Raw genomic sequence first — 26,616 nt, 5'->3', positions numbered from 1 at the left:
TCACTACTGACTTCGATCGGCGTCGACTTTCGCATGATGCAGTTAGTAACGGCCGTCACCCCGCCGCCTTCGCCAGCCCCTTCGACAATTGCAGCGCACCATGCAGCCGCGCGGCGGGGTCCGCCCAGTTGCGTGTCAGGGCTAGCTTCGAATCCGGGCGCAGCTTCGCGATCGGGCCGAGCTTTTCGACATAGGCGAGGAGGGCGGGGACGTTGGGCGGCGTATCGTCGTGGAAGCTGACGAGCGCGCCCTTGGGGCCGACGTCCATCTTCGCGACGCAGGCCTTCTTGGCGTTCAGCTTGATCTCGATCACCTTGACGAGATTGTCGGTCGCCTCCGGCAGGGGGCCGAAGCGGTCGATCATCTCGGCGGCGAAAGCGTCTAGGTCGGGCTTCGTATCGAGATCGTTGAGGCGGCGGTACAGGCCCATGCGCAGATCGAGATCGGGCACGTAATCCTCCGGGATGAGGATCGGCGCATCGACGGTGATCTGCGGCGAGAAGTCGCGCGGGCGGCTGGCGAGGCCGCCGGCGCGCGCGTCCATGATCGCTTCCTCCAGCATCGACTGGTAGAGCTCGTAGCCGACTTCCTTGATGTGGCCGGACTGTTCGTCCCCCAGCAGGTTGCCGGCGCCGCGGATGTCGAGATCGTGGCTGGCGAGCTGGAAGCCGGCGCCGAGGCTGTCGAGATCGGAGAGGACCTTCAGGCGCTTTTCCGCCGCATCCGTCATCTGCCGTTCGGGGGGCGTGACCATATAGGCGTAGGCGCGCGTCTTCGACCGGCCGACGCGGCCGCGCAGCTGGTATAGCTGCGCCAGGCCGAAGCGATCGGCGCGGTTGACGATCAGCGTGTTGGCGGACGGGATGTCGATGCCGCTTTCGATGATCGAGGTGGAGATGAGCACCTCGAACTTCTTCTCGACGAAGGCGGACATGCGCTCCTCCACCTCGGTCGGCGCCATCTGGCCGTGGGCAATGACGTAGCGGACCTCGGGCACTTCCTTGCGCAGGAATTCCTCGATGTCGGGCAGATCGGCGATGCGCGGGGTGACGAGGAAGCTCTGGCCGCCGCGGTAATGTTCGCGCAGCAGCGCCTCGCGCAGGACGACCGGATCCCACGGCATGACATAGGTGCGCACCGCGAGGCGATCGACCGGCGGCGTCTGGATGACGGAGAGCTCGCGCAGGCCGCTCATCGCCATCTGCAGCGTGCGGGGGATGGGCGTGGCGGTGAGGGTGAGGACGTGGACGTCCGCCTTCAGCGCCTTCAGCCGTTCCTTGTGGGTGACGCCGAAGCGCTGCTCCTCGTCGACGATGACGAGGCCGAGGCGCTTGAAATCGACGTTCTTGGCGAGGAGCGCGTGGGTGCCGACGACCACGTCGATCGTGCCGCTGGCGAGGCCTTCCTTGACGCGCTTCGCCTCCGCCGCGGGGACGAGGCGGGAGAGGCGGCCGATCTCGATCGGATAGCCTTCGAAGCGCTGGGTGAAGTTGAGGTGGTGCTGGCGCGCGAGCAGCGTCGTCGGGCAGACGACCGCGACCTGCATGCCGGCCATCGCCGCGACGAAGGCGGCGCGAAGGGCTACCTCGGTCTTGCCGAAGCCGACGTCGCCGACGATGAGCCGGTCCATCGGCTTGCCGGCGGAGAGATCGGCGAGCGTTTCCTCGATCGCGCGATCCTGATCGTCGGTCTCCTGATAGGGGAAGCGATCGACGAAGCTGGGATAGCCGCTGGCGTCGGGCGCGGCGACCTCGCCCTGGCGCAGCGCGCGCAGGGCGGCGGTGGCGATGAGATCACCCGCGATTTCGCGGATGCGCTCCTTCATCTTCGACTTGCGGCGCTGCCATGCCTCGCCGCCGAGCCGGTCCAGCGTCGCGCCTTCCTCGCCGGCGCCGTAGCGCGAGAGGACCTCGAGGTTCTCGACCGGCACGTAGAGCTTGTCGCCGCCGGCATATTCGAGCTGCACGCAATCGTGCGGCGCCTTGGCGACGGGAACCTGGGTCAGGCCGACGTAGCGGCCGATCCCGTGATCGGTGTGGACGACGAGATCGCCGGGCGAGAGCGTGGCGAGCTCGGCCAGGAAGGCGTCGGCGGACTTGCGGCGCTTGGCGCGGCGGATCAGCCGGTCGCCCAGCATGTCCTGTTCGGTGAGGACCGCGACCTTGGGCGCGGTGAAGCCGTGGTCGAGCGGCAGGACGATGAGCGCGGTCTGCGTCTCGCCGACGCCCTGCGCCTCCTGCCATGTTTCAACCGCCTTCGCACCGGTGAGGCCATGGTCCTTGAGAAGATTGCCGAGCCGATCGCGTGCGCCGGTCGAGTAGCTCGCGAGGACGGGCGTGCGGCCTTCCTTGCGTAGCGCCTTCAGGTGATCGACCACCGCCTCATAGACATTGGCATGGGCGGCGCGCTCGGGCGCGAAATCGCGCGGGCCGTCGACGTCGAAGTCGACCACGGTGGCGGATTCGGGCTCGTGGAACGGCGTGGTGACATGCGCCGTCGCGGCGGCGAGCGCGTCCTCCCATTCCTTGGGCGGCATGTAGAGCGTCTTGGCGGGAAGCGCGCGGTAGCTGCCGGGCTGCGCTGCCTCGGCGCGCTTGCGGTTCTCGTAATAATCGGCCACCGCCTCGAACCGCGCCTCGCCCGCGGCCTTCACGCCGCCGTCGCGCACGACCAGCGCATCCTCGCCGATATGGTCGAACAGCGTCTCGAGCCGCTCCTCGAACAGCGGCAGCCAATGTTCCATGCCGGCCAGGCGGCGGCCTTCGCTGACCGCCTGGTAGAGCGGGTCACCCGTCGCGGTGGCGCCAAACGTTTCGCGATAGCGGCTGCGGAAGCGCTTGATGCTTTCCTCGTCCAGCAGCGCCTCGGAGGCGGGGAGGAGGGTGAAGCCGGGGATCTTGCCGGTGGTACGCTGATCGGCAGGGTCGAAGGTGCGGACGCTCTCGATCTCGTCGCCGAAGAAGTCGAGCCGAAGCGCCTGCGTCTCGCCCGAGGGGAAGAGATCGACCAGGCCGCCGCGCACGGCATATTCGCCGGCGTCGTGCACCGTATCGGTGCGCACATAGCCGTTGGCGGAGAGCAGCGCGGCGAGCTTGTCGCGTGCGATCCGCTCACCCGGTTTCAGGTTCGCGACCAGCTGGCGGATGCGGAACGGGGTGAGCGTGCGCTGCGTGGCGGCGTTGACGGTGGTGAGGACGAGCTGCGGCGTCTTGGGGGTCGCCTGCAGCTTGTGCAGCGCGCCGATCCGCTCCGCCATGACGCGCAGGGAGGGCGAGGCCCGGTCATAGGGCAGGCAGTCCCACGCGGGATATTCGACGATCTCGATCTCCGGCGCGAAGAAGCGAGCGGTGCCCGCGATCGCGCGCATCGCCGCTTCGTCCGGCGCGATGAACACCGCCCGCGTCGTCGCCGCGCGGGCGAGATCGGCGAGCAGGCTGGGCAGGAAGCCGGTCGGCACGCCCGAGAGGGTGAGCGGCGTCTTGGCGGAGAGAATCGTCTTCAGATCGGGCAAAGGCGGGTCCGTTCGTATCGGGCGGCGGCAGGTAGGGGCTTGGTCAGGCGCCGGGCTGGCTGCCCGGGGTGGCGAGCGCGAAATCGACGCGGCGCATCGTCTGCATCATCTCGCCTTCCCATTCGGGCGGGCAGGGGATGGAGCCGATCGCCCAGCCCATGATGTCCACGTCCTGCTCCTCCAGCAGGCGTTCGAACCATTGCAGCTGTTCTTCGGACCAGCTGGCGTGATGCGCATCGAAGAAGCCGCCGATCATGAAATCGGCCTCGCGCGTGCCCCGGTGCCAGGCGCGGAAGCGGGTGCGCCGCAAACGAGTTTCTTGATCCATCAGGGGCTCCAACGACACTTGGCCGGCCGTGGTTTCGCACGGTCGGCTACGATTATTCACCCGCTCGCCTGACAGGATCGATGCGAACGGCTAGGCGTGGCGCAAGAGATAGTCATGCGACCCGATATCCTCAATCCACTGTTCGCCGAAGTCACCGCGCTAAAGGGCGTCGGGGCGGGGCTGGCCAAGCCGCTTGACCGGCTGGGGCTGGCGCGGGTGGTGGACGTGCTGTTCCATCTGCCGAGCGGCTGGATCGATCGCCTGCCGCGCGACGAGCTGATGGCGCAGGATGCGGGACGCACGATCGCGGTCACGCTGACGGTGCGCGACATCCGCGTCTCCTCCTCCCCCCGCGGCCCGACGCGGGTGCAGGCGGCGGACGGCTACGGCAACATCGTCAGCCTCGTCTATTTCGGGCGATCGAGCGGGATGGTGCGCAAGCTCTACACCGTGGGCGAGCCGGTGCGCGTGTCGGGCAAGCTGGAGACGTACGGCCAGGACTTGCAGATCATCCACCCCGAGATCGTGGATGGCGACGACAGCTTCCGCGAGCGCGAGGCGGTCTATCCCTTGTCGGAAGGGATCACGTCGCGCCGCGTCGGCGGACTGGTCAATCAGGCGATCGCGCGGGCGCCGGAGCTTGGCGAATGGATCGAGCCCGGGCTGCTGGCGCAGCGTGACTGGCCGGGATGGAAGGAAGCGCTGGCGCGCGTCCATGCCGATCCGGCCGACGCGGTGGCGCGGGCGCGCATCGCCTATGACGAGATATTCGCCAACCAGCTGGCGCTGTCGCTGGTGCGGCAGGATACGCGGCGGCGGCGCGGCCGCGCGCTGAAGGGCGACGGGCGGCTGCGCGACATGCTGCGCCTGCCCTACGCGCTGACTGGGGCGCAGGCCCGGACGGCGCGCGAGATCGAGGGCGACCTGGCGCAGGATGCGCCGATGCTTCGGCTGCTGCAGGGCGACGTGGGATCGGGCAAGACCCTGGTCGCCGCGCTTGCGCTGCTGATCGCGGTGGAGGCGGGGGCGCAAGGTGCGCTGCTGGCACCGACCGAGATCCTGGCGCGGCAGCATTACGACACGCTGCGCGAGACGCTCGCCGGGCTGCCGGTGAACATCGCGGTGCTGACGGGGCGCGACAAGGGCCGCGCGCGCGAGGGCGTGCTGATGGGGCTGGCGGACGGGTCGATCGACATATTGATCGGCACGCACGCGATCTTCCAGGATGCGGTGAACTACCGCGACCTGGGGCTGGTGGTGGTGGACGAGCAGCACCGCTTCGGCGTGGCCGAGCGGCTGGCGCTGTCCGCCAAGGGCAAGACGACGCCGCACCTCTTGGCGATGACCGCGACGCCGATCCCGCGCACGCTCGTGCTCGCGCAGCATGGCGAGATGGACCAGAGCCGTCTGGACGAGATGCCACCCGGGCGCGAGCCGGTGGAGACCCGCGTCATCAGCGAGGAGCGGCTGGACGAGGTGGTCAATGCGCTCGGTCGGCATCTGGCGGAGGGCAAGCAGGCCTATTGGGTCTGCCCGCTGGTGGAGGAAAGCGAGAAGAGCGACCTTGCCGCCGCAGAAGCGCGCGCGGCGTCGCTGGCGGGGCGCTTCGGCGATCGCGTCGGGCTGGTGCATGGCAAGATGCGGCCGGCGGAAAAGGACGCAGTGATGGCGCGGTTCGCCGGCGGCGAGCTTGGCGTGCTGGTGGCGACCACGGTGATCGAGGTGGGCGTGAACGTGCCCAATGCGACGCTGATCGTGATCGAACATGCCGATCGCTTCGGCTTGGCGCAGCTCCACCAGCTGCGCGGGCGGGTGGGGCGCGGCGGCGGGCAATCGCGCTGCCTGCTGCTGCGCGGCAATGCGCTGAGCGAGACGTCGCGCGCGCGGCTGGCGCTGATGCGCGAAACGAATGACGGCTTCATGATCGCGGAGGAGGATCTGCGGCTGCGCGGCGGCGGCGAGTTGCTCGGCACGCGGCAATCGGGCGAGGCGGCGTTCCGGCTTGCGACGCCCGAGCTGCTCAATGAGCTGCTGCCGATCGCCTATGATGACGCGCGGCTGCTGATCGATCGTGACGGCGGGCTCTCCGGCGCGCGCGGGCAGGCGGCGCGGGTGGCGCTGTATCTGTTCGAACGAGACGCGGGCGTGGCGCTGCTGCGGTCCGGCTGATAACGCCGCGACATGCCGGTGCTGCTGCCGTTCCTGTTCGCCATCGCCGCCGGCCTGTGCGTGGCGGTGCAATCGCCGAGCAATGCGATGCTGGCGCGCGCCACGGGATCGGTGTGGTTCGCGTCGCTGATCTCCTTCACGGGCGGGCTGACGCTATTGCTTGCGATCTGGGCATTGTTCGACCGGACACCGCTCGCTGCCGTGCGACAGGCGCCGCCCTGGGCGTGGATCGGCGGGCTGTACGGCGTCGTGTTCGTGGCGGCGGTGGCCTATGCCACGCCGCGGCTCGGGCTGGCGGTGACGCTGACCGTTACGCTGGCAGCGCAACTGACGATGGCAGTGGCGCTGGATCATTTCGGGCTGCTTGGATTGAAGCAGGAACCGGTGACGCTGACGCGGCTGGCGGGTCTGGCGTTGGTGGTGGCGGGAGTGTTCCTGGTCCGGCGGTAACAGCGCGCCGTCGCAGGTAATTACATCGCCTGCTAAAAAACGCCATGTTTTCGCGACTTGTCCCGTTTGCCGCGATGATGCTGGGCGGCTGTTTCGCTGGGGAGAACGGCCGCCCTCTCCGTGGCGCAGCGCAGGCCGGCGCGCTCGACCCTGCAGCAGCCGAACGTGCTTATGCGAATTGTCCCGGCGCTTCTGAATTGGCGGCGGCTGTCGATGTATCCTGGTCACCCCGCGTCAGTCGCCTGCCAGATCATCGCACCTTTCGTGAGAGAATGAAGGTACCGCTACCCGAAGGGGGCAGCCGGATCCTGTTCTGGTCATCGGGGGCATACCACAGCATGGTCTCGTCCCGCGTCGTTGCCGTGCGTGATTGGCAAGGGAAGTGGCACACGAGCGGCTTTAGTGAAGCCACATCCATGCTGGCGGACATCGAGCCCAGTCGTATGACGCTCGAACGAAGCCTTTCTTCGGAAGAGGGCCGCGCACTCGATCAGCTATTGGCCGATCCCTGCCTCTATGCCTCTCCAACGTTCCAACGGAACCCCAACATCGTCGCGGGCGGGGCCGAGCAGACCATGGAAATCGAGACGCCGGGACGCCGTTGGATCAGCAGTTGGTTCGGCCGCCGCACGCCACAACAGGCAGGGGTGATCAACCAGATCACCCGATAGTATCCTTCGGTGCGCGAGGCGCCACCCACCATCCGCCTTCCCGCGCCCGCCTAGAGGCGCCGGATCGCTGCCGAGGACGGCGATTACCCCGCGACCAGCAGGCCGTGGTGCTTCTTGCCGGCGGAGATGCGGACCGGCTCGCCGCCGGCGGTGACGGTGGCGGCTTCGTCGGACACCTTCTCGCCGGCGACGCGTGCGCCGCCCTGCTTGATCAGGCGGCGCGCCTCGCCCTTGGAGGCGCAGAAGCCGAGGCCGACGAGAACGTCGACCAGCGGCACCTCTCCGCTCGCCGCGAAGCTGGGGAGCGCGTCGCCGCTGGCGCCTTCCTCGAAGGTCTTGCGCGCGGTTTCGGCGGCCTGCTCCGCTGCCTCGCGGCCGCGGCACATGGCGGTCGCCTCGTTGGCGAGGATCTTCTTTGCCTCGTTGATCTCCGCGCCTTCCAGCTTCTCGAGGCGGGCGATCTCCTCCTCCGGCAGATCGGTGAACAGGCGAAGGAAGCGGCCAACGTCGCGATCGTCGGTGTTGCGCCAGAACTGCCAGTAATCAAAGTGCGGCAGCTGATCCTCGTGCAGCCACACGGCGCCTGAAACGGTCTTGCCCATCTTCTGCCCGTCGGCCGTCGTGAGGAGCGGCGTGGTGACGCCGAACACCTCGGTGCTGTCCATGCGGCGCGCGAGTTCGATGCCGTTGACGATATTGCCCCATTGATCGCTGCCGCCCATCTGCAGCCGCACGCCGTGACGCAGCGACAGCTCGCGGAAGTCATAGGCCTGCAGGATCATGTAGTTGAATTCGAGGAAGCTGAGCGATTGCTCGCGATCGAGGCGCAGCTTCACCGAATCGAACGACAGCATCCGGTTGACCGAGAAATGCTGCCCGACCTCGCGCAGGAAGGGGATGTATTCGAGCTTGTCGAGCCAGTCGGCATTGTCGACCATCACGGCGTCAGTCGGCCCGTCACCGAACGTGAGGAACCGTTCGAAGATGCGGCGGATCGAGGCGACGTTGGCGCCGATGCGATCCTCCGTCAGCAGCTGGCGCGATTCTTCCTTGAACGACGGATCGCCGATCTTGCCGGTGCCGCCGCCCATCAGGACGATCGGCTTGTGCCCGGTCTGCTGCAGGCGGCGCAGCAGCATGATCTGGACGAGGCTGCCGACGTGGAGCGACGGCGCGGTCGGATCAAAGCCGATATAGCCCGGCACCACCTGCTTCGTCGCGAGCGCATCGAGCGCGGCCGCGTCGGTCATCTGGTGGATGTAGCCGCGATCGGTGAGGACGCGGAGGAGATCGGACTTTGCTTCGGTCATAACGCGCCGCACATGCCTTTCCCCGGCCGCTCCCGCAAGCGGGCGGGGCGTCGTGGCTACCGCTTGGGTAGCTGGCTCGTCGGATCGACCGGGTTGCGGCCCTTGCGCAATTCGAAGTGAAGCTCAGGCTGATCGGCGAAGCCTGTGTCGCCGGACAGCGCGATCGTCTGGCCCTTCTTCACCGCCTGGCCGCGCTGGACGAGCAGCTTGGAGGCGTGGCCGTAAACGCTGGTCCAGTTCTCGCCATGGCGAACGATGATGAGGCCGCCCAGCGCCGCGATGCCGTCGCCGACATAGGCGACGGTACCATCCGCCGCGGCACGTACCGGCGTTTCGGTCGGCACCGCGATCTTGATGCCGTTGTTGCGCTGGCCGCTGGCGCCGGCGCCGAAGCGGCCGACGATGCGGCCGTCGACCGGCCACATGAACCGGCCAGGGCTGCTGGTAGGCGGAGCGACCGCCGCCGTCGCAGGAAGGACGCGGCGCGGCGTCGCCACGGCCTTCGCCGGCGCCTGGTTCTCGGCGATCGCCGGTTCGCCGCCGGTGATGATGTCGTCGATGTCGAGGCGGAAGGCCGCGGCGCGTTCGGCGGCGCTGCGCGGGCGCGCGTCGCCCGGGATCAGGATACGCTGGCCGGTGCGCAGGATGTAGGGCTCGCTGAGGGCGTTAGCGGCGACGATGTGCGACCATTCGACGCCATAGGCTCGGGCGATCGCGATGCCGGTCTGGCCGGAACGCACGAGGTGATAGCGGCCGCCGGGGATGCGCAGCCGCTGGCCGGCGTAGATGACGAACGGGGCGGACAGGCCGTTGGCGCGCGCTATCGCTTCGGAGCCGGCGCCGGTCCGCTCCGCGATGGCGCGCAGCGAGTCGCCGGAACGCACGACATAGGTTTGATCCGGAACCTGGCGCGCATCGTCCGCCACTCCGCGCTGCTCCCACGCGGGCGGCGGGGCGGGAAGCTGATCCACCTGCTCCTGCGGCCGCGGCCCGGGACGGGGCGGCGGATAACTGCCGCCCGTATCGGGACGCGGCGGAGTGGGCCGCGCCGGGCGGTCGACCGAGGGAATGCATCCCGCCAACGCGATCGCGAGCGGCAGCGCAAGCGGGATACGGTTCGTCATTACCGCTGCATTAACCCTGGACGGGCCGCGGCTCCAGTCGGTTCAAGCCGCCGAGATACGGCTGCAGCACCGAAGGCACCGCGACCGACCCATCGGCCTGCTGGTAATTTTCCAGGATCGCCACGATCGTCCGGCCGATCACCAGGCCGGAGCCGTTCAGCGTGTGGACGAAGCGGGTCGCCTTTTCGCCTTCGGGGCGGAAGCGCGCGTTCATGCGCCGCGCCTGGAAATCGGTGCAGGTGGAGCAGGACGAGATCTCGCGGTAGCGATCCTGGCCCGGTAGCCACACTTCGATGTCATAGGTGCGGGCAGCGGAGAAGCCCATGTCGCCGGTGCACAGCTTCATGCGGCGGAACGGCAGCTCCAGCCGGCTCAGCACGTCCTCCGCCGCGGCGGTCATCCGCTCATGCTCCACCTCCGACTGATCGGGTTCGACGATCGAGACCATCTCCGCCTTGTCGAACTGATGCTGGCGGATGAAGCCGCGCGTATCGCGCCCGGCCGCGCCAGCCTCCGAGCGGAAGCAGGGGGTGAGGGCAGTGAAGCGCAGCGGCAGATCGGTCGCGGCGAGGATCTTCTCGCGCACGATATTGGTGAGGCTGACCTCGCTGGTCGGGATCAGCCAGCGACCGTCGGTGGTGCGGAACAGATCCTCGGCGAATTTGGGCAGCTGGCCGGTGCCGAACATCGCCTCGTCCCGCACGAGGAGCGGCGGGATCACTTCCTCATAGCCATAGTCGTGCGTCAGCACGTCGAGGCCGAACTGGCCGAGCGCGCGGGCGAGCTTCGCGACATGGCCGTGCACCAGCGTAAAGCGCGCACCTGACAGCAAGGCACCGGTCTCGAAATCGAGGCCAAGGGCAGGGCCGATCGCGTCATGCTCGCTGATCGCGAAATCGAACGCCGGGCGCTGACCGCGTTCGTGGATCAGCTGATTGTCGTTCTCGTCCGCGCCATCGGGCACGTCGGCGAGCGGCAGGTTGGGAAGACCGGCGAGGAGGCTGTCGAGCTCTCCGCCGAGCCGCGCTTCCTCCGCCTCCAGCTCGGGCAGCCGCTGCTTGAGCATGGCGACTTCCGCCATCAGCGCGGCGGCGGTGTCCTCGTCCTTCTTCGCCTTGGCCGCGCCGATCGCCTTCGACGCCTCGTTGCGGCGGGCTTGGCCGACCTGCAGCTCCGTCACCACCTCGCGGCGGCGGCGATCCAGATCGAGGATGGTGGCAGCGTCCGCCGGCTTGCCACGGCGCGCCATGGCGGCGTCGAAGGCGGCGGGATCATCACGGATCAGGCGAATGTCGAGCATGGCGCGGGGCTATGCCGAGGGTGCGGGGTTCAGGCAAGCCGTGCAGCGGCGTCGAGTAGAGGAGCAAAAGGCAACCCGCATGCGCGTCAAGGCGTTGGTTGGGCAACACGGCATGCAAGGAGGTACGATCATGCAAGTCCCGCACAACTCCGTCGTTCTAGTGGCAGACGGCCGCAAGCTGCTGTTCCTGCGGAACGAGGGAGATGACGTGTACCCGAACCTGACGGTGGAGCATGCGGAAGAGCGCCCCAATCCGGCGGACCGCGATCAGAAAACCGATGCCGCGGGTGCCGCTTCCTCCACCCAGTCCGGACCGGGAGCGCCGGCGGTTGCACAGAACGGATCCATGCACGCGCGAGGCGGCGGGGCTCAATTTGCGCCGGCGCGCGGCACATTGGGCGAAACGGATTTCCACCAGCTTGAAGAGGATCGTTTTGCAGCCGACGCGGCAGAGCTGCTGAAAAAGCGGGCGCTATCCAACGATTACGAAAAGCTGATCGTCGTTGCGCCGCCCAAGACGCTGGGGGAGTTGCGCAAGCACTACCACAAGGAAGTCACGGACCGGCTTGCCGGCGAGCTGTCGAAAGACCTGACGGGGCATCCGATCACCGACATCGAGCAGGCGCTGCTGAACGCGTGATGCATAAAGGCTGCGCACCCTGGTGAGGGCGCGCGGCCGATTGTTCGTGGCCAGTCAGGCCTTGGCCGAAGCTTTCCGGGCGAACCGTAAACGTACCGCCAAACCTGCTGCAGCAACGCCGAAAAGGATCATCATCGGGGGCGCGGGCACGGGAGAGGGATTGCCGCTGCTGTTGCCGCCGTGGCCCCCGTTGGACGACCAACCCCCGTTGGATGACCAATGGCCACCGTTCGAACTCCACCCCTTGGACGATGAACCGTAAGAAGAGCTCGAGGTCGACGACGAGGTCGAGGTCGAGGTGGAAGATGAGGTGGAGGACCCACCGGTCGACGTGGAGCTCGAGGTCGACGAGCCGCCGGTCGAGGTTGAGGTCGAGGAGCCACCGGTAGAGGTCGACGTGGAGGATCCTCCCGTCGACGTTGATGAGCCTCCGGTTGAGGTGGACGAGCCCCCCGTCGAAGTTGAGGATCCGCCAGTCGAAGTTGACGAACCGCCGGTCGAGGTCGAGCCGCCGCTGGAGCTGGACGTCGACGAAATCACGATGCCGCTTGATCCGCTGACACCGCCAGAGCCGCCGAAGAAGCCACCTGCAAAGAAGCCGCCGCCGCCGACGCCGCGTCCCCAGCCACCGCTGACGACGGGTGCAACATCGCCCCCGCCGCTGGCAATCGCCGGACCGACGGGCAATGGCACTGGGACGGGGGCTGCCTGTGCTGCCACCGTGACGACCGTCGGCGCGCAGGCGGCGGGCGCTGCCGCCACCACGCGGCGCACGGCGGTGCGCCGGGCGGGCGTACGCCGGACGATCCGCTTCTGCGGCGCGACCTTCGCCACCTTCGTATAGGAGCTGCGCGCCTTTTGCGTTTGGGCGACATGCACTGCGCCGCCGCCGATCACTGCACCCCCTACGGTGCACGCGCAGAGTTTCGCCAAGGCCATCCGCACTGACATGATGTCACTCTCTCATTCCCAGGCGGCGCTACGTGCCGTCCTGTGTTCTATTCAGGATCTGCTTGCGGCCAACGTGCAGAACAAAGATTTAAACTCAACTGCAATGACCGTCCCGGCGGGGGTTTTTACGCGAGCGACGCAAGTAGGACCGCGCTTTCTACGTTAACGTACCATGGCGGGACACGTTGAAAGGTCCTGTCTGTTCACTGCCGGGCAATGCCGCGTCGAGTACGCATTTTTCCACGCTCGCGAATGCTTGTGAGTTTCCCGGTCGGCGTTTATAGGCGCGCCACGGGGCCCTCGGGGTGCAACGACACCCTGACGCGGGCGGGGAGACGGGTTGATGGCGACGGCTTACAATCGCGTGGATCAGTTAAGTCCTAAAGATCTTGGGGCTGCAAACGACGACGGTTATCGTCCGCATCCGGACGAGCCTTTCATGAACCCGCGTCAGCAGGAATATTTCCGAGCCAAGCTGTTGGCGTGGAAAGATGCCATTCTGCGAGAATCGCTGGGTACGCTCTCGCAGCTGCAGATCGATTCGCTTCGCGAGTCCGACCTCAACGATCGCGCATCGAGTGAGACCGACTGGTCGATCGAATTGCGCACGCGCGATCGGCAGCGCAAGCTCATCGGGAAGATCGAAGCTGCGTTGCGCCGCATCGATGAAGGTGAGTACGGCTATTGCGAGGTTACGGGCGAGCCGATCAGCCTGGGCCGGCTTGAGGCGCGACCGATTGCCACCATGACGGTGGAAGCGCAGGAGCGGCACGAGCGCAACGAGAAGATTTCTCGCGAGGATTGATCGGGCGCGGCCGCTCGGATTGGCCCGTTCGTGATTCGACAAGAATTGGGACGTACTTTGACGAGCATGGACTCCGCGGCCGGCGTATTCTTGGACACCACCGCTGTTGGCGGTGATGATCGAGGGCGGGACAGCCTGTTTCTGTTGGCGCGGCTGAAGGTGGCTGGCGTGGATGGCGAAACCACTGTTCGCGTCCGCAATCTATCGAGCGGTGGCTTGATGGTGGAGCTTCCGGAGCCAGTAGCACCCGATTCGGTCATTCAGATCGAGCTTGCCGCTTTAGGGTGGCTCGCCGGGCGAGTCGCGTGGCAGACCGAAGGGCGCGCAGGGATCGCGTTCGACAAGCCCATTGATCCGCAGCTCGTGCGTAAACCGGTGGGTCTGGCGTAGGCGTAAGTAAGTGCAGGGCAGGCGGAAGTGCTTGCCGGAGTAAACGGCGCACCTCGATAGGCGCGATTACTCACCGTCCGGGCTGGACGGCCCGGCATCGTTTGTGCCAATGCGCGCATCCGATCACGCGGGTGTGGCGGAATTGGTAGACGCAGCGGACTCAAAATCCGCCTCTGGCAACAGATTGTCGGTTCGAGTCCGACCACCCGTACCAGTCGAGGGCTCGACGTTCCGGCCCGGATCGGGCATCGCCCATTGATGTCAGCAATTGCTCTGCTTCGCGCAAAGACGGCGGCGTCCCACGAGGCAGTCGACTCGGTTTTCGGCGGCCATGATCTGAACAATCCCCTGTCGTACCAGCGTTTCCTGGAAGCGCATGGGCGCGCGCTGCCGCACGCGGAGGCGATGGCGGCTGCGGTATGGCCAGCGTTGCGACTCCGCACACCGCTATTGGCTGCCGATCTTGCCGCGCTTGGTTCGCCTGCGGAATTGGCTGTGAGTACCAGGAATGAACAGGGGCCGTCCCAATGGGGCGCGCTTTATGTGGTTGAGGGATCGCGTCTGGGTGGCGGCGTTCTGGCGAAACAGGTCGGACCGGGAATGCCGGTCGCCTATTTGTCTGCCGTTCACCAGCCAGGGGAGTGGCGAGCGATTCGGCATGCCATCGACGCTGCCGCCGCCGATCGGGACCAACATTGGCTGGACCAGATGGTGGCGGGTGCTCTTGCCACCTTCGAGCTTTACGAGGCCGCTACGCGGCACGCACGCGCATAGCGGCCTCAGTTTCTGTCCGGCGAGGTGAGGGCAACCTCAGCCGGGGTTGCGCGATGCCCCCAACGGCGTCAGCGCGGCTCGTCTTCGATGGGAGCAGTGAGGATCGCTCGCAAACCGGGGCTATTTTCGGCATGGTCGAGCGTTCCGTTGAGGCGAGCCATGACCGCTTGCATCATCCGGCTGCCGAACCCGCTTCGCTCCCCGGTGATGCCGACACCATGGTCCGCCACGATCAAGCGGAAACGATTGCGGTGCTGCTCCAACGCGATATCGATCGGCCCGGTGCCGCCGGGGTAAGCATATTTGGTGGCGTTGATGACAAGTTCCGATGCGATCAGGCCAACGCTGACCGCGCGATCGGTCGGGATTAGCATGGGTGTAAGATCAACCGTCATCTGAGATGACCATTCCTCGCCCAGCGAGCCCTTCAGGTCTCCGACCAACTCCTCGAGATAACGCGCCAGGTCGATCGTCTCGATCTGGTCATCGCGATAAAGCCGGCGGTGAACCAATGCTACGGACGAGAGCCGGGACCGGGCCTCGATCAACTGGTCCGCCACCGGCCCGGGACCAGCCTCGCGCGCCTGCAAGGAGAGGAAGGCGGACACGAGCTGAAGGCTGTTCTGAACCCGGTGGTCCACCTCCTTCATCAGCACGTCCTTTTGCGCCAGGGCGAGGTCCTTTTCCGTAACGGCTCGCTCCAATTCGCGAAACAAGCGTTGGCGCTCCCTGGCTTCATTGGCTGCGCGCAACGCCCGACGCAGGCGATGCGCCGACTCGGTCTGCTCCAGTGTCCAACGCCGTGAGCGACAGCGTACGGTTTCGCGCCACGTCTCGAAGGATGTGCGCGGGGTCAAAATGGCGTCGGGATTGTGCTGGACGCCCTTGTGCGGATTGCCCGCCCATTCGATCTCTTCGACCTGCTCGGCGCGGAACCAAAGCAGGATCGACTGCTCTTCCGGCACCGGCAGCGCCATGACTCCGCTCGCCTTCTCGGCGAACTCTGCCGCTTCCCGGAGATGGCCGGCTAAATGGTGGGTGACGAAGGCGTCGGTGGTGTTCCGCTCCGCCAGCCAATTTCCGATGCTGGCGATAGCGGCATCGTCCGGACAGTGGCCATAGCGATCGATGCCGCCGGGGTGGATGACCGCCACGCCATCGCTGTCCATCATTCGCTGAAGATCATCGTGACGGCTTGCCACGGCGCTGGTGAGCGGCGGCTTGAACGCGGGTACCAGCGAGTCCTCGGCCGCCCGAAGCGACAGCCGCTCACGATAGCTATCGGCTTCTTCCCGAGCGCGGATCTGGCGCGCCAGACCGCCCGCGAGAGCGAGCGCGGCGAGACGGACATCCAGGGGCATCGCCCTTGCGGTGCGATGGTGGCAGGCGATCAGGCCCCAGAGGATCCCGTCCTTGACGATCGAGATCGAGGCGGATGCGCCGACATCCATGTTGCGAAGATACTGCAGGTGTATCGGCGAAACGCTCCGCAACGACACATCGCTGAGGTCAAGCGACTCGTAGCGCGCCGGGCGCAGTGGCGCCGGTTCGTAACCGACATCCGGGATAACGCGCACCCTGTTTCGGACATACAGGGCCCGCGCCTGACGCGGTATGTCGGCAGCCGGGAAGTGGTGGTGCATGAAGCTATCGAGGGACTCGTCGCGAGCTTCCCCGACCACGCGGCCGGCATCGTCATCAAGGAACCGATAAACCATCACTCGATCGAAGCCGGTCAGCGTCCGAAAGGCGCTCGCCGCCCGAGCGCAAAGCGTGCGGAGATTGGGCGCGCGTTCAAAGCCGGCGGCGATCGCGTCCATCCAGCCGAGCATCTCACCGGCGAGCAGCGGGTGTTCGGACGCAGGCTCTAGCTCGACGACCAAGTGATCGCCTGTTCGGTGAAGCGTGACGTCGAAAGTCTGCCCCGCCATCTCGACGGAAGCGCCGCGGATCGACCCGCCCGGGCCGGCTGAGGGAACAGATTGCAACAGGGCCGACACGTCCTGCGCAAGCAATTCCGAAAGCGAGGCGCCGAGCCAACCTGGGCCAAACGCCGACTCCAGCGATCCCGCGCCAGCCTCAACCGCGAGGCTGGCGTGATCAGCAACAAGGAGCAATCCGTGGGGTTGGATCGCGCCCGGGATATGAATCGGCTCGCGATCGCATGCGGTCAGGTCGGGCGCGGCCCGCTCATTCAGGCTCGCCATAGCCCTCCCTCAGTGCGACTGGAGGAGGGGAATGGCCCAGATGAACGTGCCGCGCAACTATTTGATGTCAGGCCCGTCGCTTACTCCGCCGCTTCGGCGTAGCGGCTAATCATGGATTGGAGGCGGCCCTCGATGATCTGCTCCGCCTCGGCAATGATGCGGTCGACCAGTTCCTTTACGGTCGGTACGTCGTGGATCAGGCCCTGTACCATGCCGGCCGACCAGATACCGTCCTGCGTGTCGCCATTCTCCATTGCGGCGCGACCGCGAGCGCCCGCGACGAGATGCTGGACGTCCTTGAACTCGGCACCCCCCTTGCGCTCGATGGCCACGACTTCCTGGCTGACCTTGTTCTTCATCACGCGAGCGGTGTTGTGTAGCGTGCGGAAGATGAGATCGGTCTGACGCTCGTCATTCTCGACCATCTGCTGCTTGAAGCTGTCGGGAATCTGCGCCTCCTGCGTGACGCAGAAACGCGTGCCCATGTTGATGCCGTCGGCGCCCAGCGCCAGCGCTGCGACGAGGCCGCGTCCATCGCCAAAGCCGCCAGACGCGAGCATCGGCACCTTGATCTTGTCTGCCGCTGCCGGGATCAGGATCAGGCCGGGGATGTCGTCCTCGCCCGGGTGGCCGGCGCATTCAAAACCGTCGATCGAGATCGCGTCTGCGCCCATCCGCTCGGCCGACAAAGCGTGGCGAACCGCGGTGCACTTGTGGATCACCTTGATCCCGTGCGCCTTGAAATCGTCGATATGCTCCTGCGGCTTGTAGCCGGCGGTCTCGACCACCTTGATCCCGCCTTCGATGATCGCGCGGCGATATTCGGCATAGGGCGGGGGCGTGATGGTCGGCAGGATCGTCAGGTTCACGCCGAACGGCTTGTCCGTGAGATCCTTGGTGCGCTGAATTTCCTTCGCCAGATCCTCCGGCGTCGGTTGAGTAAGCGCCGTGACGAAACCGAGTGCGCCCGCATTGGCGACCGCGGCGACCAGGTGAGCCTTACCGACCCACTGCATGCCGCCCTGCGCGATTGGATATTCAACTCCGAACGCCTCAGTGAACCGCGTCTTGAGCATTTCCCTCTCCCATGGGCGCCTCGTCGGGCGCGCTAACGTAACAGATGTTATGCCGATCGCGGCAGGGCCGCAAGTCCGCTCGGCGTGCGGTTGGCCCGCCCCGTCAGCGGCCGTGCGCACCGATGCGCAAGCGGCGGCTGGGGCGGGGCGGGCCGCCGATCAGAAGACGCTGCCCAGCGCCTGCTTGCCCGAGCGCGGGCGGATCTGGCTGTTGCGATAGTCGACGTCGTTCCAGTCGAGTTCCTTGAACTCCTGCCGCCGGGGGCCGAGGTAGCCGAACAGGAAGGCCGCGACCTTGCGCATCTGGATCTCCTCCGCGCCTTCGGTGATGCGATAGCGGCGGTGGTGGCGATAGATGTGCTCGAACGCCTTGTGCCGCGAATAGCCGATGCCGCCATGGACTTGCATTGCGCGATCCGCCGCCTCGCAGCACAGGCGATTGCCCCAGTAATTGCACATCGACACCTTGTCCGAGAGGCGCTTCTCCACCTCATGGTGCGGCATCTGATCCATTTCCCACGCGGTCTTGCGGATCAGCAGGCGAAGCATCTCGGCCTGGGTCGCGAGTTCCACCAGCGGGAACTGGATCGCCTGGTTGCGGGCGAGATCCTCGCCGAACGGCTTGCGTTGCCGCGCGTAGCGGATCGATTCCTCGATGCAGTAGGTCGCGGCGCCCAGCGATGATGCGGCCTGGCGGATGCGGTTCTCGTGCACGAACGCCTGCGCGACGGGGAGGCCGTTCTCGGGATCGCCGAAGATCGTCGTCTCCGGCACCCACACGTCCTTGAAGCTGACGCGCGGGTGATCGGTTGGCATGTTGAAGGTCCAGAGATATTCCTCGATCTGGACGCCCTCGTCATCGGTCGGCACCAGGAAGCAGGTGATGCCCTTGGCCGCGCCGTCATCGCCACTGGTGCGGGCGAACAGGGCGCAATGGGTCGCGACGTGCATTCCCGTCGTCCACATCTTCTCGCCATTAATGACATAGCCGGGCACGCCGTTGCGCGATTCCGGCACCGCGCGCGTCTCCATATGGGTCGCGTCGGAGCCGTGATACGGCTCGGTCAGGCCGAAGGTCACCCGGCGGGTGCCGTTCAGCGTACCGGTGATAAACTCTTCCTTCTGCTCCTCGGTGCCGAAATCGTCGAACATCTTGGCGAACGGGTTGTTCGCCACGATGCTGTGTTCGGTCTGCAGATCGTTGTGGAGGCCGAGGCCCTTCGCGGCGAGATATTCGCGGATGACGCACATCCACAGGTTCGACCCGCCCTTGCCGCCGAACTTGGGATCCATCGCGAAGCGCAAATGCCCCGCCTTGTCGGCGCGGCGCTTCGCCTCGCGCATCAGCTCTTCCCATTCGTGGCGCGGCAGGCCGCCGGCCTCGAAATCGGTCCGCGCATATTCGCGGCGGTGGTCGAAGAAGCGGACGTTATCGTCGGCATCCTCCAGCGGCTTGATCTCCGCCTCGATGAACGCATCCAGCTCCTTGAGATAGTCGAGCAGATCCTGCGGCAATCCGAAATCCATGGCCCTCTCCCGAATTAAGTCGACTCTTTTAACTTGCGTAGCGGCCTCTCACGGATTTTAAAGCCCCTAATTCAAACAAGCCGAGGGGCGATGGCGGAGAGGCTTTCGAAAGACGAGTTGGCGCGGCGATTGTCCGCGCTTGCACCGCGCATGGCCCCCGGGGCTGAGCGGGTCGAGAATCTGGTACGGCTGACCGGCGGCGCGAGCATGGAGACATGGGCGTTCGATGCGGTGGGTGAGGGCGAGGCGAAGACGCCGCTGATCCTTCGCCGCCGCACGCGGATGGTGATGAACTCCGCCGTCTCGAAACCGCCGCTGCGTCGCGAGGCGGAGGCGATCGCGCTTGCCGTTGAGGCGGGCGTTCCCGCACCGATCGTCACCTATGTCTGCGACGAGGAGGCCGACGGGCTGGACGAGGCCTATGTCATGCACCGCGTGGCCGGCGAGACGCTGGGCAAGAAGATCACCAGCGATCCCGCTTTCGAACCGGCGCGCGGCAAGCTCGCGCGGCAATGTGGCGCGGCGCTCGCCCGGATCCACTCGGTCGCGCCGCTTGATGGCCTCGACCAGACCGACGCGGAAACCACCCTTGCCAATTACGAAGCGACCTGGCGCGCCACCGGCGCGGTACGCCCGACGATCGAGGCGGCATTCCGCTGGCTGGAAAAGCGGCTGCCGAAGGAGAAGGTGACGTCCCGCTTCGTTCATGGCGATTTCCGGAACGGCAACATCATGGTCGATCCCAACGAGGGCCTCGTCGCCGTGCTAGACTGGGAGTTGGTGCATGTCGGCGACCCGGCGGAGGATCTGGGATGGCTGTGCACCAACAGCTGGAAGTTCGGCCGGCCCGATCGCTACGTCGGCGGTTTCGGCGACGTGCAGGACCTGCTCGATGGCTATGCCGAGGCGGGCGGCGAGCCGATCAACGCGGCGCGAGTCGATTTCTGGTCGATGCTCGGCAGCCTCAAATGGGGCGTCATGACGATGGGCATGTACGCAAGCTTTGCTTCCGACCCCAGCGCCGGGCCGGAGCGCGGCGTGATCGGGCGCCGGCTGTCCGAAACGGAGGCAGACATCGTGGCGATCATCGAGAGGAACGCGGCATGATCACGCATCCTACGGCGCAGGAACTGGTGGCAGGGGTCGCGCAATGGCTGCCGGTGGATGGCAGCGCGAGCGTCTTTGGCCTTCGCGTGGCGCGAAATGCGCTGGAGATTGCGGCGCGCGACATGGCGATGAGCCCGACTGCGGATGCGCGCGCGGTAGGGCGGATGCGCGCGCTGCTGAACCGGGACGGCACGCGTGACGAGCTGGACAAGGCGCTGGTGGAGGCGATCCGCAGCGGGGCGATCGCCCCTGACGACCCTGCTCTGGTGGCGCATCTCAAGGCGACGGCGCTGGACACGATCGCGATCGACCAGCCCAAATATGCCCATACGCTTGGCGCGCCCGCCTGAAGCACTATAGGCCATAACGATCATCTCCGTTCGCCCTGAGTTTGTCGAAGGGCGTGTCGTTCGGCTCGATGCTGCTTGGCACGGGCCGCGACAGGCTTAGCCCGGACGGGGCGGAGCGTTTCGCTCCTGGCACTATGGTGGAGTAGATTATGGCCGGCATGGGCGCGTTCGACTGGGCGGATCCGTTTCTGCTCGACGAGCAATTGAGCGAAGACGAGCGGATGGTGCGCGATACGGCGCGCGCCTATGCGCAGGAGAAACTGGCGCCGCGGATCATCGATGCGTTCGCCAACGAAGTGACCGACCCCGCGATCTTCCGCGAGATGGGCGAGCTCGGCCTGCTGGGGCCGACGATCCCGGAGGAATATGGCGGCGTCGGCGCTTCGTACGTCGCCTACGGCCTGGTCGCGCGCGAGGTGGAGCGGATCGATTCGGGCTACCGCTCGATGATGAGCGTCCAGTCCAGCCTCGTGATGTACCCGATTCATGCCTATGGCTCGGAAGAGCAGAAGCGCAAATATCTGCCCAAGCTCGCGAGCGGCGAGTGGATCGGCTGCTTTGGCCTGACCGAGCCGGATGCGGGATCCGACCCCGGCGGCATGAAGACCCGCGCGGTGAAGACCGACGGCGGCTACCGCATCAGTGGCAGCAAGACCTGGATCTCGAACGCGCCGATCGCCGACGTGTTCGTCGTGTGGGCGAAGAGCGATGCGCATGGCGGCGGCATTCGCGGCTTCGTGCTCGAGAAGGGCATGAAGGGGCTGTCGGCGCCGAAGATCGAGGGCAAGCTGTCCTTGCGCGCCTCGATCACCGGCATGATCGTGCTGGATGATGTCGAGGTGGGTGAGGATGCGCTGCTCCCCGATGTTCAGGGCCTCAAGGGGCCGTTTGGCTGCCTCAACCGCGCTCGCTACGGCATCAGCTGGGGCGCGATGGGCGCGGCGGAATTCTGCATGCACGCCGCGCGGCAGTACGGCCTCGATCGCCACCAGTTCGGGCGGCCGCTGGCGGCGACCCAGCTTTACCAGAAGAAGCTGGCAGACATGGAGACCGAGATTGCGCTCGGACTGCAGGCCTCACTGCGCGTCGGGCGGCTGATGGACGAGGGGCGGTTCGCGCCGGAAATGGTCTCGATCGTGAAGCGCAACAACGTCGGCAAGGCGCTCGATATCGCCCGCGTGTCGCGTGACATGCACGGCGGCAACGGCATCTCGGGCGAATATCAGGTGATGCGCCACGTGATGAACCTGGAAACGGTGAACACCTATGAGGGCGCGCATGACGTGCATGCGCTGATCCTGGGCCGGGCGATCACGGGAATCGCCGCGTTCTGAGTTTCGTCACCCGGATCTGATCCGGGGTCCCGCTCCCATTTCATCTGCCGGGAAGAAGGGTGAGCGGGACCCGGCTCAAGGCCAGGGTGACGAGAGATGACCAAGGAAACACCGCTCAAGGGCATTAAGGTGGTCGAGCTTGCCCGCATCCTGGCGGGGCCCTGGGCCGGGCAGATCCTGGCTGACCTCGGCGCCGAGGTGATCAAGGTGCAGAGCCCCGCGGGCGACGATACGCGCACCTGGGGCCCGCCGTTCGTGGAGCATCAGGGCGACCGGGCGGCGGCTTATTACCACGCCTGCAACCGCGGCAAGGCAAGCATCGTCGCCGATTTCACCAAGGCCGAGGACGTGGCGCGTGTGAAGGCGCTGATCGCCGATGCCGACGTGGTGATCGAGAACTTCAAGGTCGGCGGGCTCGCCAAATACGGGCTCGATTACGCCAGCCTCGCGCCGGATCATCCGCGCCTCGTCTATTGCTCGATCACCGGCTTCGGCCAGACCGGGCCCTATGCCCATCGCGCCGGCTATGATTTCATCATCCAGGGGATGGGCGGGATCATGTCGCTGACCGGCGAGCCGGACGGTGCGCCGCAGAAGATCGGCGTCGCCTTCGCCGACATCATGACGGGGCTGTATGCGACGATCGGCATTCAGGCGGCGCTGATGATGCGTGCTCGGACGGGGCGGGGGCAGCAGGTGGATTGTGCGTTGCTCGACACGATGGTCGGGGTGCTCGCCAATCAGGCCGCGAACTATTTTGCCAGCGGCGAGAACCCGGCGCGGATGGGCAATGCCCATGCGAACGTCAGCCCCTATGCGGTGTTTCCGACCAGCGACGGCTGGTTCATCCTGGCGGTGGGCAATGACGCGCAATATCACCGCTTTGCCGCGATCGTCGGCATCGGCCCGGATCCGCGCTGGGACACCAATGCCGGCCGGATCGAGCATCGTGTGCCGCTGTTCGCGCTAATCGAGGAGCGCTGCCGCACGTTTACGCGTGACGACCTGTTGGCGAAGCTGGAGGTGGCGGGGGTGCCCGCGGGGCCGATCAACACCGTCGAGCAGGCGCTGAACGATCCGCAGGTGCAGGCACGCGGGATGGTGCTGCCGGTGAACGACACGCGGCCGATTGCGGGGCTGCGCACGCCGATCCAGTTCTCGGACGCGGATCTGGCGCTGGACAAGGGCGCGCCGCCGCTCTGCCGCGGATAGGCGGAGGCTCCTACATCGGACGGAACGTGCCGGTGGGCACGCTCTTCGACAGGCGCAGCTCGAAGCTGGCAGCTGGTAAGGCAGCATAACTTTTGTTGTGCTCGTCGCCTTCGCGCGATACGCCTTCCGGTAAATCAATCGGGAGAGACACATCGTGAGCAACGCGCCACTCGCCGGCATTCGTATCGTTGAGTTCGCCGGGATCGGCCCTGGCCCGTTCGCCGGCATGATGCTGGCGGACCATGGCGCGGAAGTGATCCGGATCGATCGCCCGGTGAAGGGCGGCAGCGGCATTTCGATCGACAGCAAGGACCCGCTGCTGCGCAGCCGCAAGTCGATCGGCATGGACCTGAAGAACCCCAAGGCGATCGAGGCGGTGCGCAAGATCGTGAAGGGCGCGGACGCGATCATCGAAGGATATCGCCCGGGCGTGATGGAGCGGCTTGGCCTGGGGCCGGACGTGCTGCTCGCGGACAATCCGAAGCTCGTCTACGGCCGAATGACCGGCTGGGGCCAATATGGCCCGATGGCGCCGGAGCCGGGCCACGACATCAACTATATCGCGATCTCGGGCGCGCTTCATGCCTTCGGGCGCAAGGGCGAGAAGCCGACGCCGCCGATCAACATGGTCGGCGACTTCGGCGGCGGCGGCATGTTCCTGGCGTATGGCATGCTCGCCGCGCTGCTCCATGCAGCGCGGACCGGCGAGGGGCAGGTGGTCGATGCCGCGATGACCGATGGCTCCGCGGTGCTGATGACAATGATGTGGGGCTTCCGCGGCATGGGCCGGTGGAGCGACGAGCGCGGTACCAATCTGCTCGATACCGCGGCGCATTTCTACGACACCTATGAGACGAGCGACGGCAAGTTCATCTCGCTCGGCGCGATCGAGCCGCAATTCTATGCCGAGTTCCGCAACGTCATGGGGCTGAGCGACGAGAAATGGGCCGCGCAGATGGACGCGAGCCAGTGGCCGGCGCTGAAGGATGAGCTGACCGCGCAGTTCAAGACCAGGACGCGCGACGACTGGGTCGCGGCGTTCAAGGGGCATGACGTGTGCTTCGCGCCGGTGCTTGGCTTCGACGACGCCTACAATGATGAACACAACAAGGCGCGCGGCACCTTCACCGAGGTGAACGGGATCAAGCAGCCCGCGCCGGCGCCGCGTTATTCCAAGAGCGAGACAGTGGCGCCTACGCTGGGCGGCGAGCGCCGGGACGCGGAGGTCCTGCGCGAGCTTGGCTTCGACGATGCCGAGGTGGCGGCGCTGGGCTACTGAGGGAGCAAGTGATGGCCGCTAGCGCGCACTACCTGACCTCCGCCGAGGATCGTGACGGCAACGTCTGGGTCGTGCGCGCCGACGATGATGCCACCGCGCATCACGTGGCAGACCTGTTCCGCCTCAGCGACCATGTGCGCGTGACGATCATCTCGCCGGACGACCCGCTCGATCTGGATTGAGCGCGGCCCGCGTTCGGGTAGAGCGGGGACATGCCGAGATTGACCGTCAACAACGAGGCGATCGAATATCGCCTCGACCCGGCCACGCCGCTGCTGTGGGCGCTGCGCGATGCGTCCAACCTGACGGGCGCCAAATATGGCTGCGGCACCGGAAGCTGCGGCGCGTGCACCGTCGATGTCGACGGGCGCGCCGTCCGATCCTGCCAGGTGACGCTGGCGGAGGTGGAAGGGAGCTTCGTCACCACCGTGGAAGGGCTGTCGCGGGAGCGCGCGCACCCGGTGCAGGCGGCGCTGCTGGCCGGCAACGTCGTCCAGTGCGGCTATTGCATCCCAGGCATCGTCATGGCGGCCGCGGTGCTGATCAAGAACGACCGGGATCCGTCGGAGGCGAAGATCCGCCGCGCGATCACCAACATCTGTCGATGCGGCATCTATCCCAGGCTGGTGGAGGCGATCCAGCGCGCGGCCAGCGCCGCACGTGGTGACGAGACCTTGCCAACCGCCACCCGGCCGGGGATCGACCCGGCGGAAGCGGCGAAGAGCGTGCCGGCGCTCAGTCCTCGGTGATCCGGCTCGTCATGCGCGTGTCGCGCATGCGGATGTAGATCACCAGCGACACCGCGATCATGCCGGTGACATACCAGTAGAAGCCGCGTTCCCAGCCCGCGTTCTTGAACGACAAAGCGACATATTCCGCGGTGCCGCCGAACAGGGTGTTAGCGAGCGCATAGGGGAGGGCGACCCCAAGCGCGCGGATGTTGGCCGGGAACAGCTCCGCCTTCACCACCGCGTTGATCGAAGTGTATCCAGTGACGATCACCAGCGCGGCCATCACGAGAAGGCCGGCGACGAACGGGCTGCGCACCGTCTCCAGCGTGGCGAAGATCGGATAGGTGGCGAGCACGCCGAGCACGCCGAAGCCGATCATCAGCGGCTTTCGCCCGATGCGATCGCTGAGGCCGCCGGCGAGCGGCTGAAGGCACATGAAAACGAAGAGGGTGGCGGCGTTGATCTGGCTCGCCGTTTGGCGATCGAAGCCGCTGGTGTTGACCAGGAACTTCTGCATGTAGATCGAGTAGGCATAAAAGGCGAGCGTGCCGCCGGCGGTGAGCAGCATCACCGTCAGCGTTTCGCGAGGGTGATGCGTGACGAGCGTCCAGAAGCCCGACTTTGGCCCTTCGGCGCGCTTGAAGCTTTCGGTTTCGGCGAGCCCGCGCCGGATGCGGAAGACGACGATCGCCAGCACACCGCCGACCGCAAACGGGATGCGCCAGCCCCAGGCGTCGAGCGCGGCCTCGCTCATCACCGATTGCAGCACCAGAAGGACGAGGAGCGCGGTGAGCTGGCCCGCGATCAGCGTGACATATTGGAAGCTGGAGAAGAAACCGCGGCGATCCCGCCCGGCCATTTCCGATAGGTACGTCGCGCTGGCGCCATATTCACCGCCGACCGAGAGCCCCTGCATCAGCCGGGCAACGACCAGCAGGGCGGGGGCGAAGACCCCGATCGTCTCATAGCCCGGCGTGATCGCGATCAGGAACGAGCCCGCGCACATCAGCGTGACGGAGAGGGTGAGGCCCGCCTTGCGCCCGCGGCGATCGGCATAGACGCCCATCACCCAGGCGCCGATCGGCCGCATGACGAAGCCGACGGCGAAGACCGCGGCCGCGCTCAGGAGCTGCGCGGTCTGATCGCCTTCCGGAAAGAAGTGCGGCGCGAAATAGAGCGTGAAGGCGGCATAGGCGTACCAGTCATACCATTCGACGAGGTTGCCGGTGGAACCGCCGATGATCGACTTGAGGCGCGGGTTCATGCTGACATCGCTCTTCACCTAACCGATGATCCACGCCGACGCGGCTGGCGCGAGGGCTTAGCCACAGCTGCCGCTCGCGGAAAAGGGGTTGATGCGTCACGACACT

The 26,616-nt window shown here is 66.4% G+C and carries 24 protein-coding genes and 1 tRNA gene; 16 read left to right on the top strand and 9 right to left on the bottom strand.

All coding sequences use genetic code 11. The features are described from left to right. Positions 1-55 precede the first annotated feature (55 nt). The gene (mfd, locus tag LQ954_RS07960; protein WP_231022581.1) at positions 56-3,511 is read right to left on the bottom strand and encodes a transcription-repair coupling factor; all 3,456 of its coding nucleotides are present in this window, start codon (positions 3,509-3,511) and stop codon (positions 56-58) included. 43 nt (positions 3,512-3,554) lie between these two features. Then, on the bottom strand, positions 3,555-3,839 hold the full coding sequence (locus LQ954_RS07955; protein ID WP_046411778.1) for an FAD assembly factor SdhE: 285 nt from the start codon (positions 3,837-3,839) through the stop codon (positions 3,555-3,557). Positions 3,840-3,953: 114 nt separating this feature from the next. On the opposite strand from LQ954_RS07955, the gene recG reads away from it, so the two are divergent. The 3 genes from recG to LQ954_RS07940 all read left to right on the top strand — a co-directional run bounded on the left by recG (position 3,954) and on the right by LQ954_RS07940 (position 7,129). Beyond that, entirely contained in the window at positions 3,954-6,008 is a 2,055-nt protein-coding gene (gene recG, locus LQ954_RS07950; protein ID WP_231022580.1) for an ATP-dependent DNA helicase RecG, read from the top strand. Positions 6,009-6,020: 12 nt separating this feature from the next. Then, a complete protein-coding gene (locus LQ954_RS07945; protein WP_227769988.1) occupies positions 6,021-6,458 on the top strand; it encodes a DMT family transporter in 438 nt (145 codons plus the stop codon). A 272-nt stretch (positions 6,459-6,730) separates the two neighbouring features. Further along, a complete protein-coding gene (locus LQ954_RS07940) occupies positions 6,731-7,129 on the top strand; it encodes a hypothetical protein (protein ID WP_231022579.1) in 399 nt (132 codons plus the stop codon). Between the two features lie 83 nt (positions 7,130-7,212). Here the strand turns inward: LQ954_RS07940 and tyrS are convergent, their stop codons facing one another. From tyrS to serS, 3 genes are read right to left on the bottom strand one after another with little or no spacing between them, the layout of a single operon-like run. Continuing rightward, entirely contained in the window at positions 7,213-8,439 is a 1,227-nt protein-coding gene (gene tyrS, locus LQ954_RS07935) for a tyrosine--tRNA ligase (protein WP_231022578.1), read from the bottom strand. Between the two features lie 56 nt (positions 8,440-8,495). After that, positions 8,496-9,563, bottom strand: a complete 1,068-nt coding sequence (locus tag LQ954_RS07930) for a M23 family metallopeptidase (RefSeq protein ID WP_231022577.1) — start codon at positions 9,561-9,563, stop codon at positions 8,496-8,498. Between the two features lie 10 nt (positions 9,564-9,573). After that, the gene (serS, locus tag LQ954_RS07925; protein ID WP_231022576.1) at positions 9,574-10,863 is read right to left on the bottom strand and encodes a serine--tRNA ligase; all 1,290 of its coding nucleotides are present in this window, start codon (positions 10,861-10,863) and stop codon (positions 9,574-9,576) included. 130 nt (positions 10,864-10,993) lie between these two features. On the opposite strand from serS, the gene LQ954_RS07920 reads away from it, so the two are divergent. The 6 genes from LQ954_RS07920 to LQ954_RS07895 all read left to right on the top strand — a co-directional run bounded on the left by LQ954_RS07920 (position 10,994) and on the right by LQ954_RS07895 (position 14,423). Next, the gene (locus LQ954_RS07920) at positions 10,994-11,503 is read left to right on the top strand and encodes a host attachment family protein (RefSeq protein WP_227769993.1); all 510 of its coding nucleotides are present in this window, start codon (positions 10,994-10,996) and stop codon (positions 11,501-11,503) included. Positions 11,504-11,813: 310 nt separating this feature from the next. Continuing rightward, positions 11,814-12,347 (top strand): hypothetical protein, encoded by a 534-nt coding sequence (locus LQ954_RS07915; protein WP_227769994.1) that lies wholly within the window; start codon positions 11,814-11,816, stop codon positions 12,345-12,347. Between the two features lie 450 nt (positions 12,348-12,797). After that, positions 12,798-13,259, top strand: a complete 462-nt coding sequence (dksA, locus tag LQ954_RS07910; protein ID WP_227769995.1) for an RNA polymerase-binding protein DksA — start codon at positions 12,798-12,800, stop codon at positions 13,257-13,259. A 66-nt stretch (positions 13,260-13,325) separates the two neighbouring features. After that, a complete protein-coding gene (locus LQ954_RS07905; protein ID WP_231022575.1) occupies positions 13,326-13,649 on the top strand; it encodes a PilZ domain-containing protein in 324 nt (107 codons plus the stop codon). Positions 13,650-13,776: 127 nt separating this feature from the next. Continuing rightward, positions 13,777-13,863, top strand: a tRNA-Leu gene (locus LQ954_RS07900). A 44-nt stretch (positions 13,864-13,907) separates the two neighbouring features. Beyond that, complete coding sequence (locus LQ954_RS07895; RefSeq protein ID WP_231022574.1) at positions 13,908-14,423, top strand: hypothetical protein; 516 nt, start codon at positions 13,908-13,910, stop codon at positions 14,421-14,423. Between the two features lie 68 nt (positions 14,424-14,491). Here LQ954_RS07895 and LQ954_RS07890 read toward each other — a convergent pair whose 3' ends face one another. From LQ954_RS07890 to LQ954_RS07880, 3 genes are all read right to left on the bottom strand, one after another. Next, positions 14,492-16,630 (bottom strand): histidine kinase dimerization/phosphoacceptor domain -containing protein, encoded by a 2,139-nt coding sequence (locus tag LQ954_RS07890; RefSeq protein WP_231022573.1) that lies wholly within the window; start codon positions 16,628-16,630, stop codon positions 14,492-14,494. A gap of 80 nt (positions 16,631-16,710) precedes the next feature. Further along, entirely contained in the window at positions 16,711-17,706 is a 996-nt protein-coding gene (locus LQ954_RS07885) for an NAD(P)H-dependent flavin oxidoreductase (RefSeq protein ID WP_227769999.1), read from the bottom strand. A gap of 159 nt (positions 17,707-17,865) precedes the next feature. Then, the gene (locus LQ954_RS07880) at positions 17,866-19,233 is read right to left on the bottom strand and encodes an acyl-CoA dehydrogenase family protein (protein ID WP_231022572.1); all 1,368 of its coding nucleotides are present in this window, start codon (positions 19,231-19,233) and stop codon (positions 17,866-17,868) included. Positions 19,234-19,323: 90 nt separating this feature from the next. Between LQ954_RS07880 and LQ954_RS07875 the strand changes: the two genes are divergently transcribed. From LQ954_RS07875 to LQ954_RS07845, 7 genes are all read left to right on the top strand, one after another. Beyond that, complete coding sequence (locus LQ954_RS07875) at positions 19,324-20,340, top strand: phosphotransferase family protein (RefSeq protein ID WP_231022571.1); 1,017 nt, start codon at positions 19,324-19,326, stop codon at positions 20,338-20,340. Next, positions 20,337-20,690, top strand: a complete 354-nt coding sequence (locus LQ954_RS07870; protein ID WP_227770002.1) for a DUF6285 domain-containing protein — start codon at positions 20,337-20,339, stop codon at positions 20,688-20,690. Before LQ954_RS07875 ends, LQ954_RS07870 begins: the two co-directional genes overlap by 4 nt. A 149-nt stretch (positions 20,691-20,839) precedes the next feature. Further along, entirely contained in the window at positions 20,840-22,024 is a 1,185-nt protein-coding gene (locus LQ954_RS07865; RefSeq protein WP_231022570.1) for an acyl-CoA dehydrogenase, read from the top strand. 96 nt (positions 22,025-22,120) lie between these two features. Next, positions 22,121-23,236: a CaiB/BaiF CoA transferase family protein gene (locus LQ954_RS07860; RefSeq protein ID WP_231022569.1), complete on the top strand. Its 1,116-nt coding sequence runs from the start codon at positions 22,121-22,123 to the stop codon at positions 23,234-23,236. 154 nt (positions 23,237-23,390) lie between these two features. Then, the gene (locus tag LQ954_RS07855; RefSeq protein ID WP_231022568.1) at positions 23,391-24,515 is read left to right on the top strand and encodes a CaiB/BaiF CoA transferase family protein; all 1,125 of its coding nucleotides are present in this window, start codon (positions 23,391-23,393) and stop codon (positions 24,513-24,515) included. Between the two features lie 11 nt (positions 24,516-24,526). Beyond that, complete coding sequence (locus LQ954_RS07850; protein WP_227770006.1) at positions 24,527-24,697, top strand: hypothetical protein; 171 nt, start codon at positions 24,527-24,529, stop codon at positions 24,695-24,697. Positions 24,698-24,727: 30 nt separating this feature from the next. Beyond that, positions 24,728-25,264, top strand: a complete 537-nt coding sequence (locus tag LQ954_RS07845) for a (2Fe-2S)-binding protein (protein ID WP_227770007.1) — start codon at positions 24,728-24,730, stop codon at positions 25,262-25,264. Here the strand turns inward: LQ954_RS07845 and LQ954_RS07840 are convergent. Beyond that, positions 25,251-26,510 (bottom strand): MFS transporter, encoded by a 1,260-nt coding sequence (locus tag LQ954_RS07840; RefSeq protein WP_231022746.1) that lies wholly within the window; start codon positions 26,508-26,510, stop codon positions 25,251-25,253. The two genes, LQ954_RS07845 and LQ954_RS07840, sit on opposite strands and share 14 nt — an antisense overlap. Positions 26,511-26,616: the final 106 nt, after the last annotated feature.

The organism is Sphingomonas sp. IC-11, assembly GCF_021043365.1.
Classification (GTDB): domain Bacteria; phylum Pseudomonadota; class Alphaproteobacteria; order Sphingomonadales; family Sphingomonadaceae; genus Sphingomonas.
The sequence above is the reverse complement of the archived record's forward strand: the minus strand, read 5'-3'. Positions and strand labels throughout refer to the sequence as shown.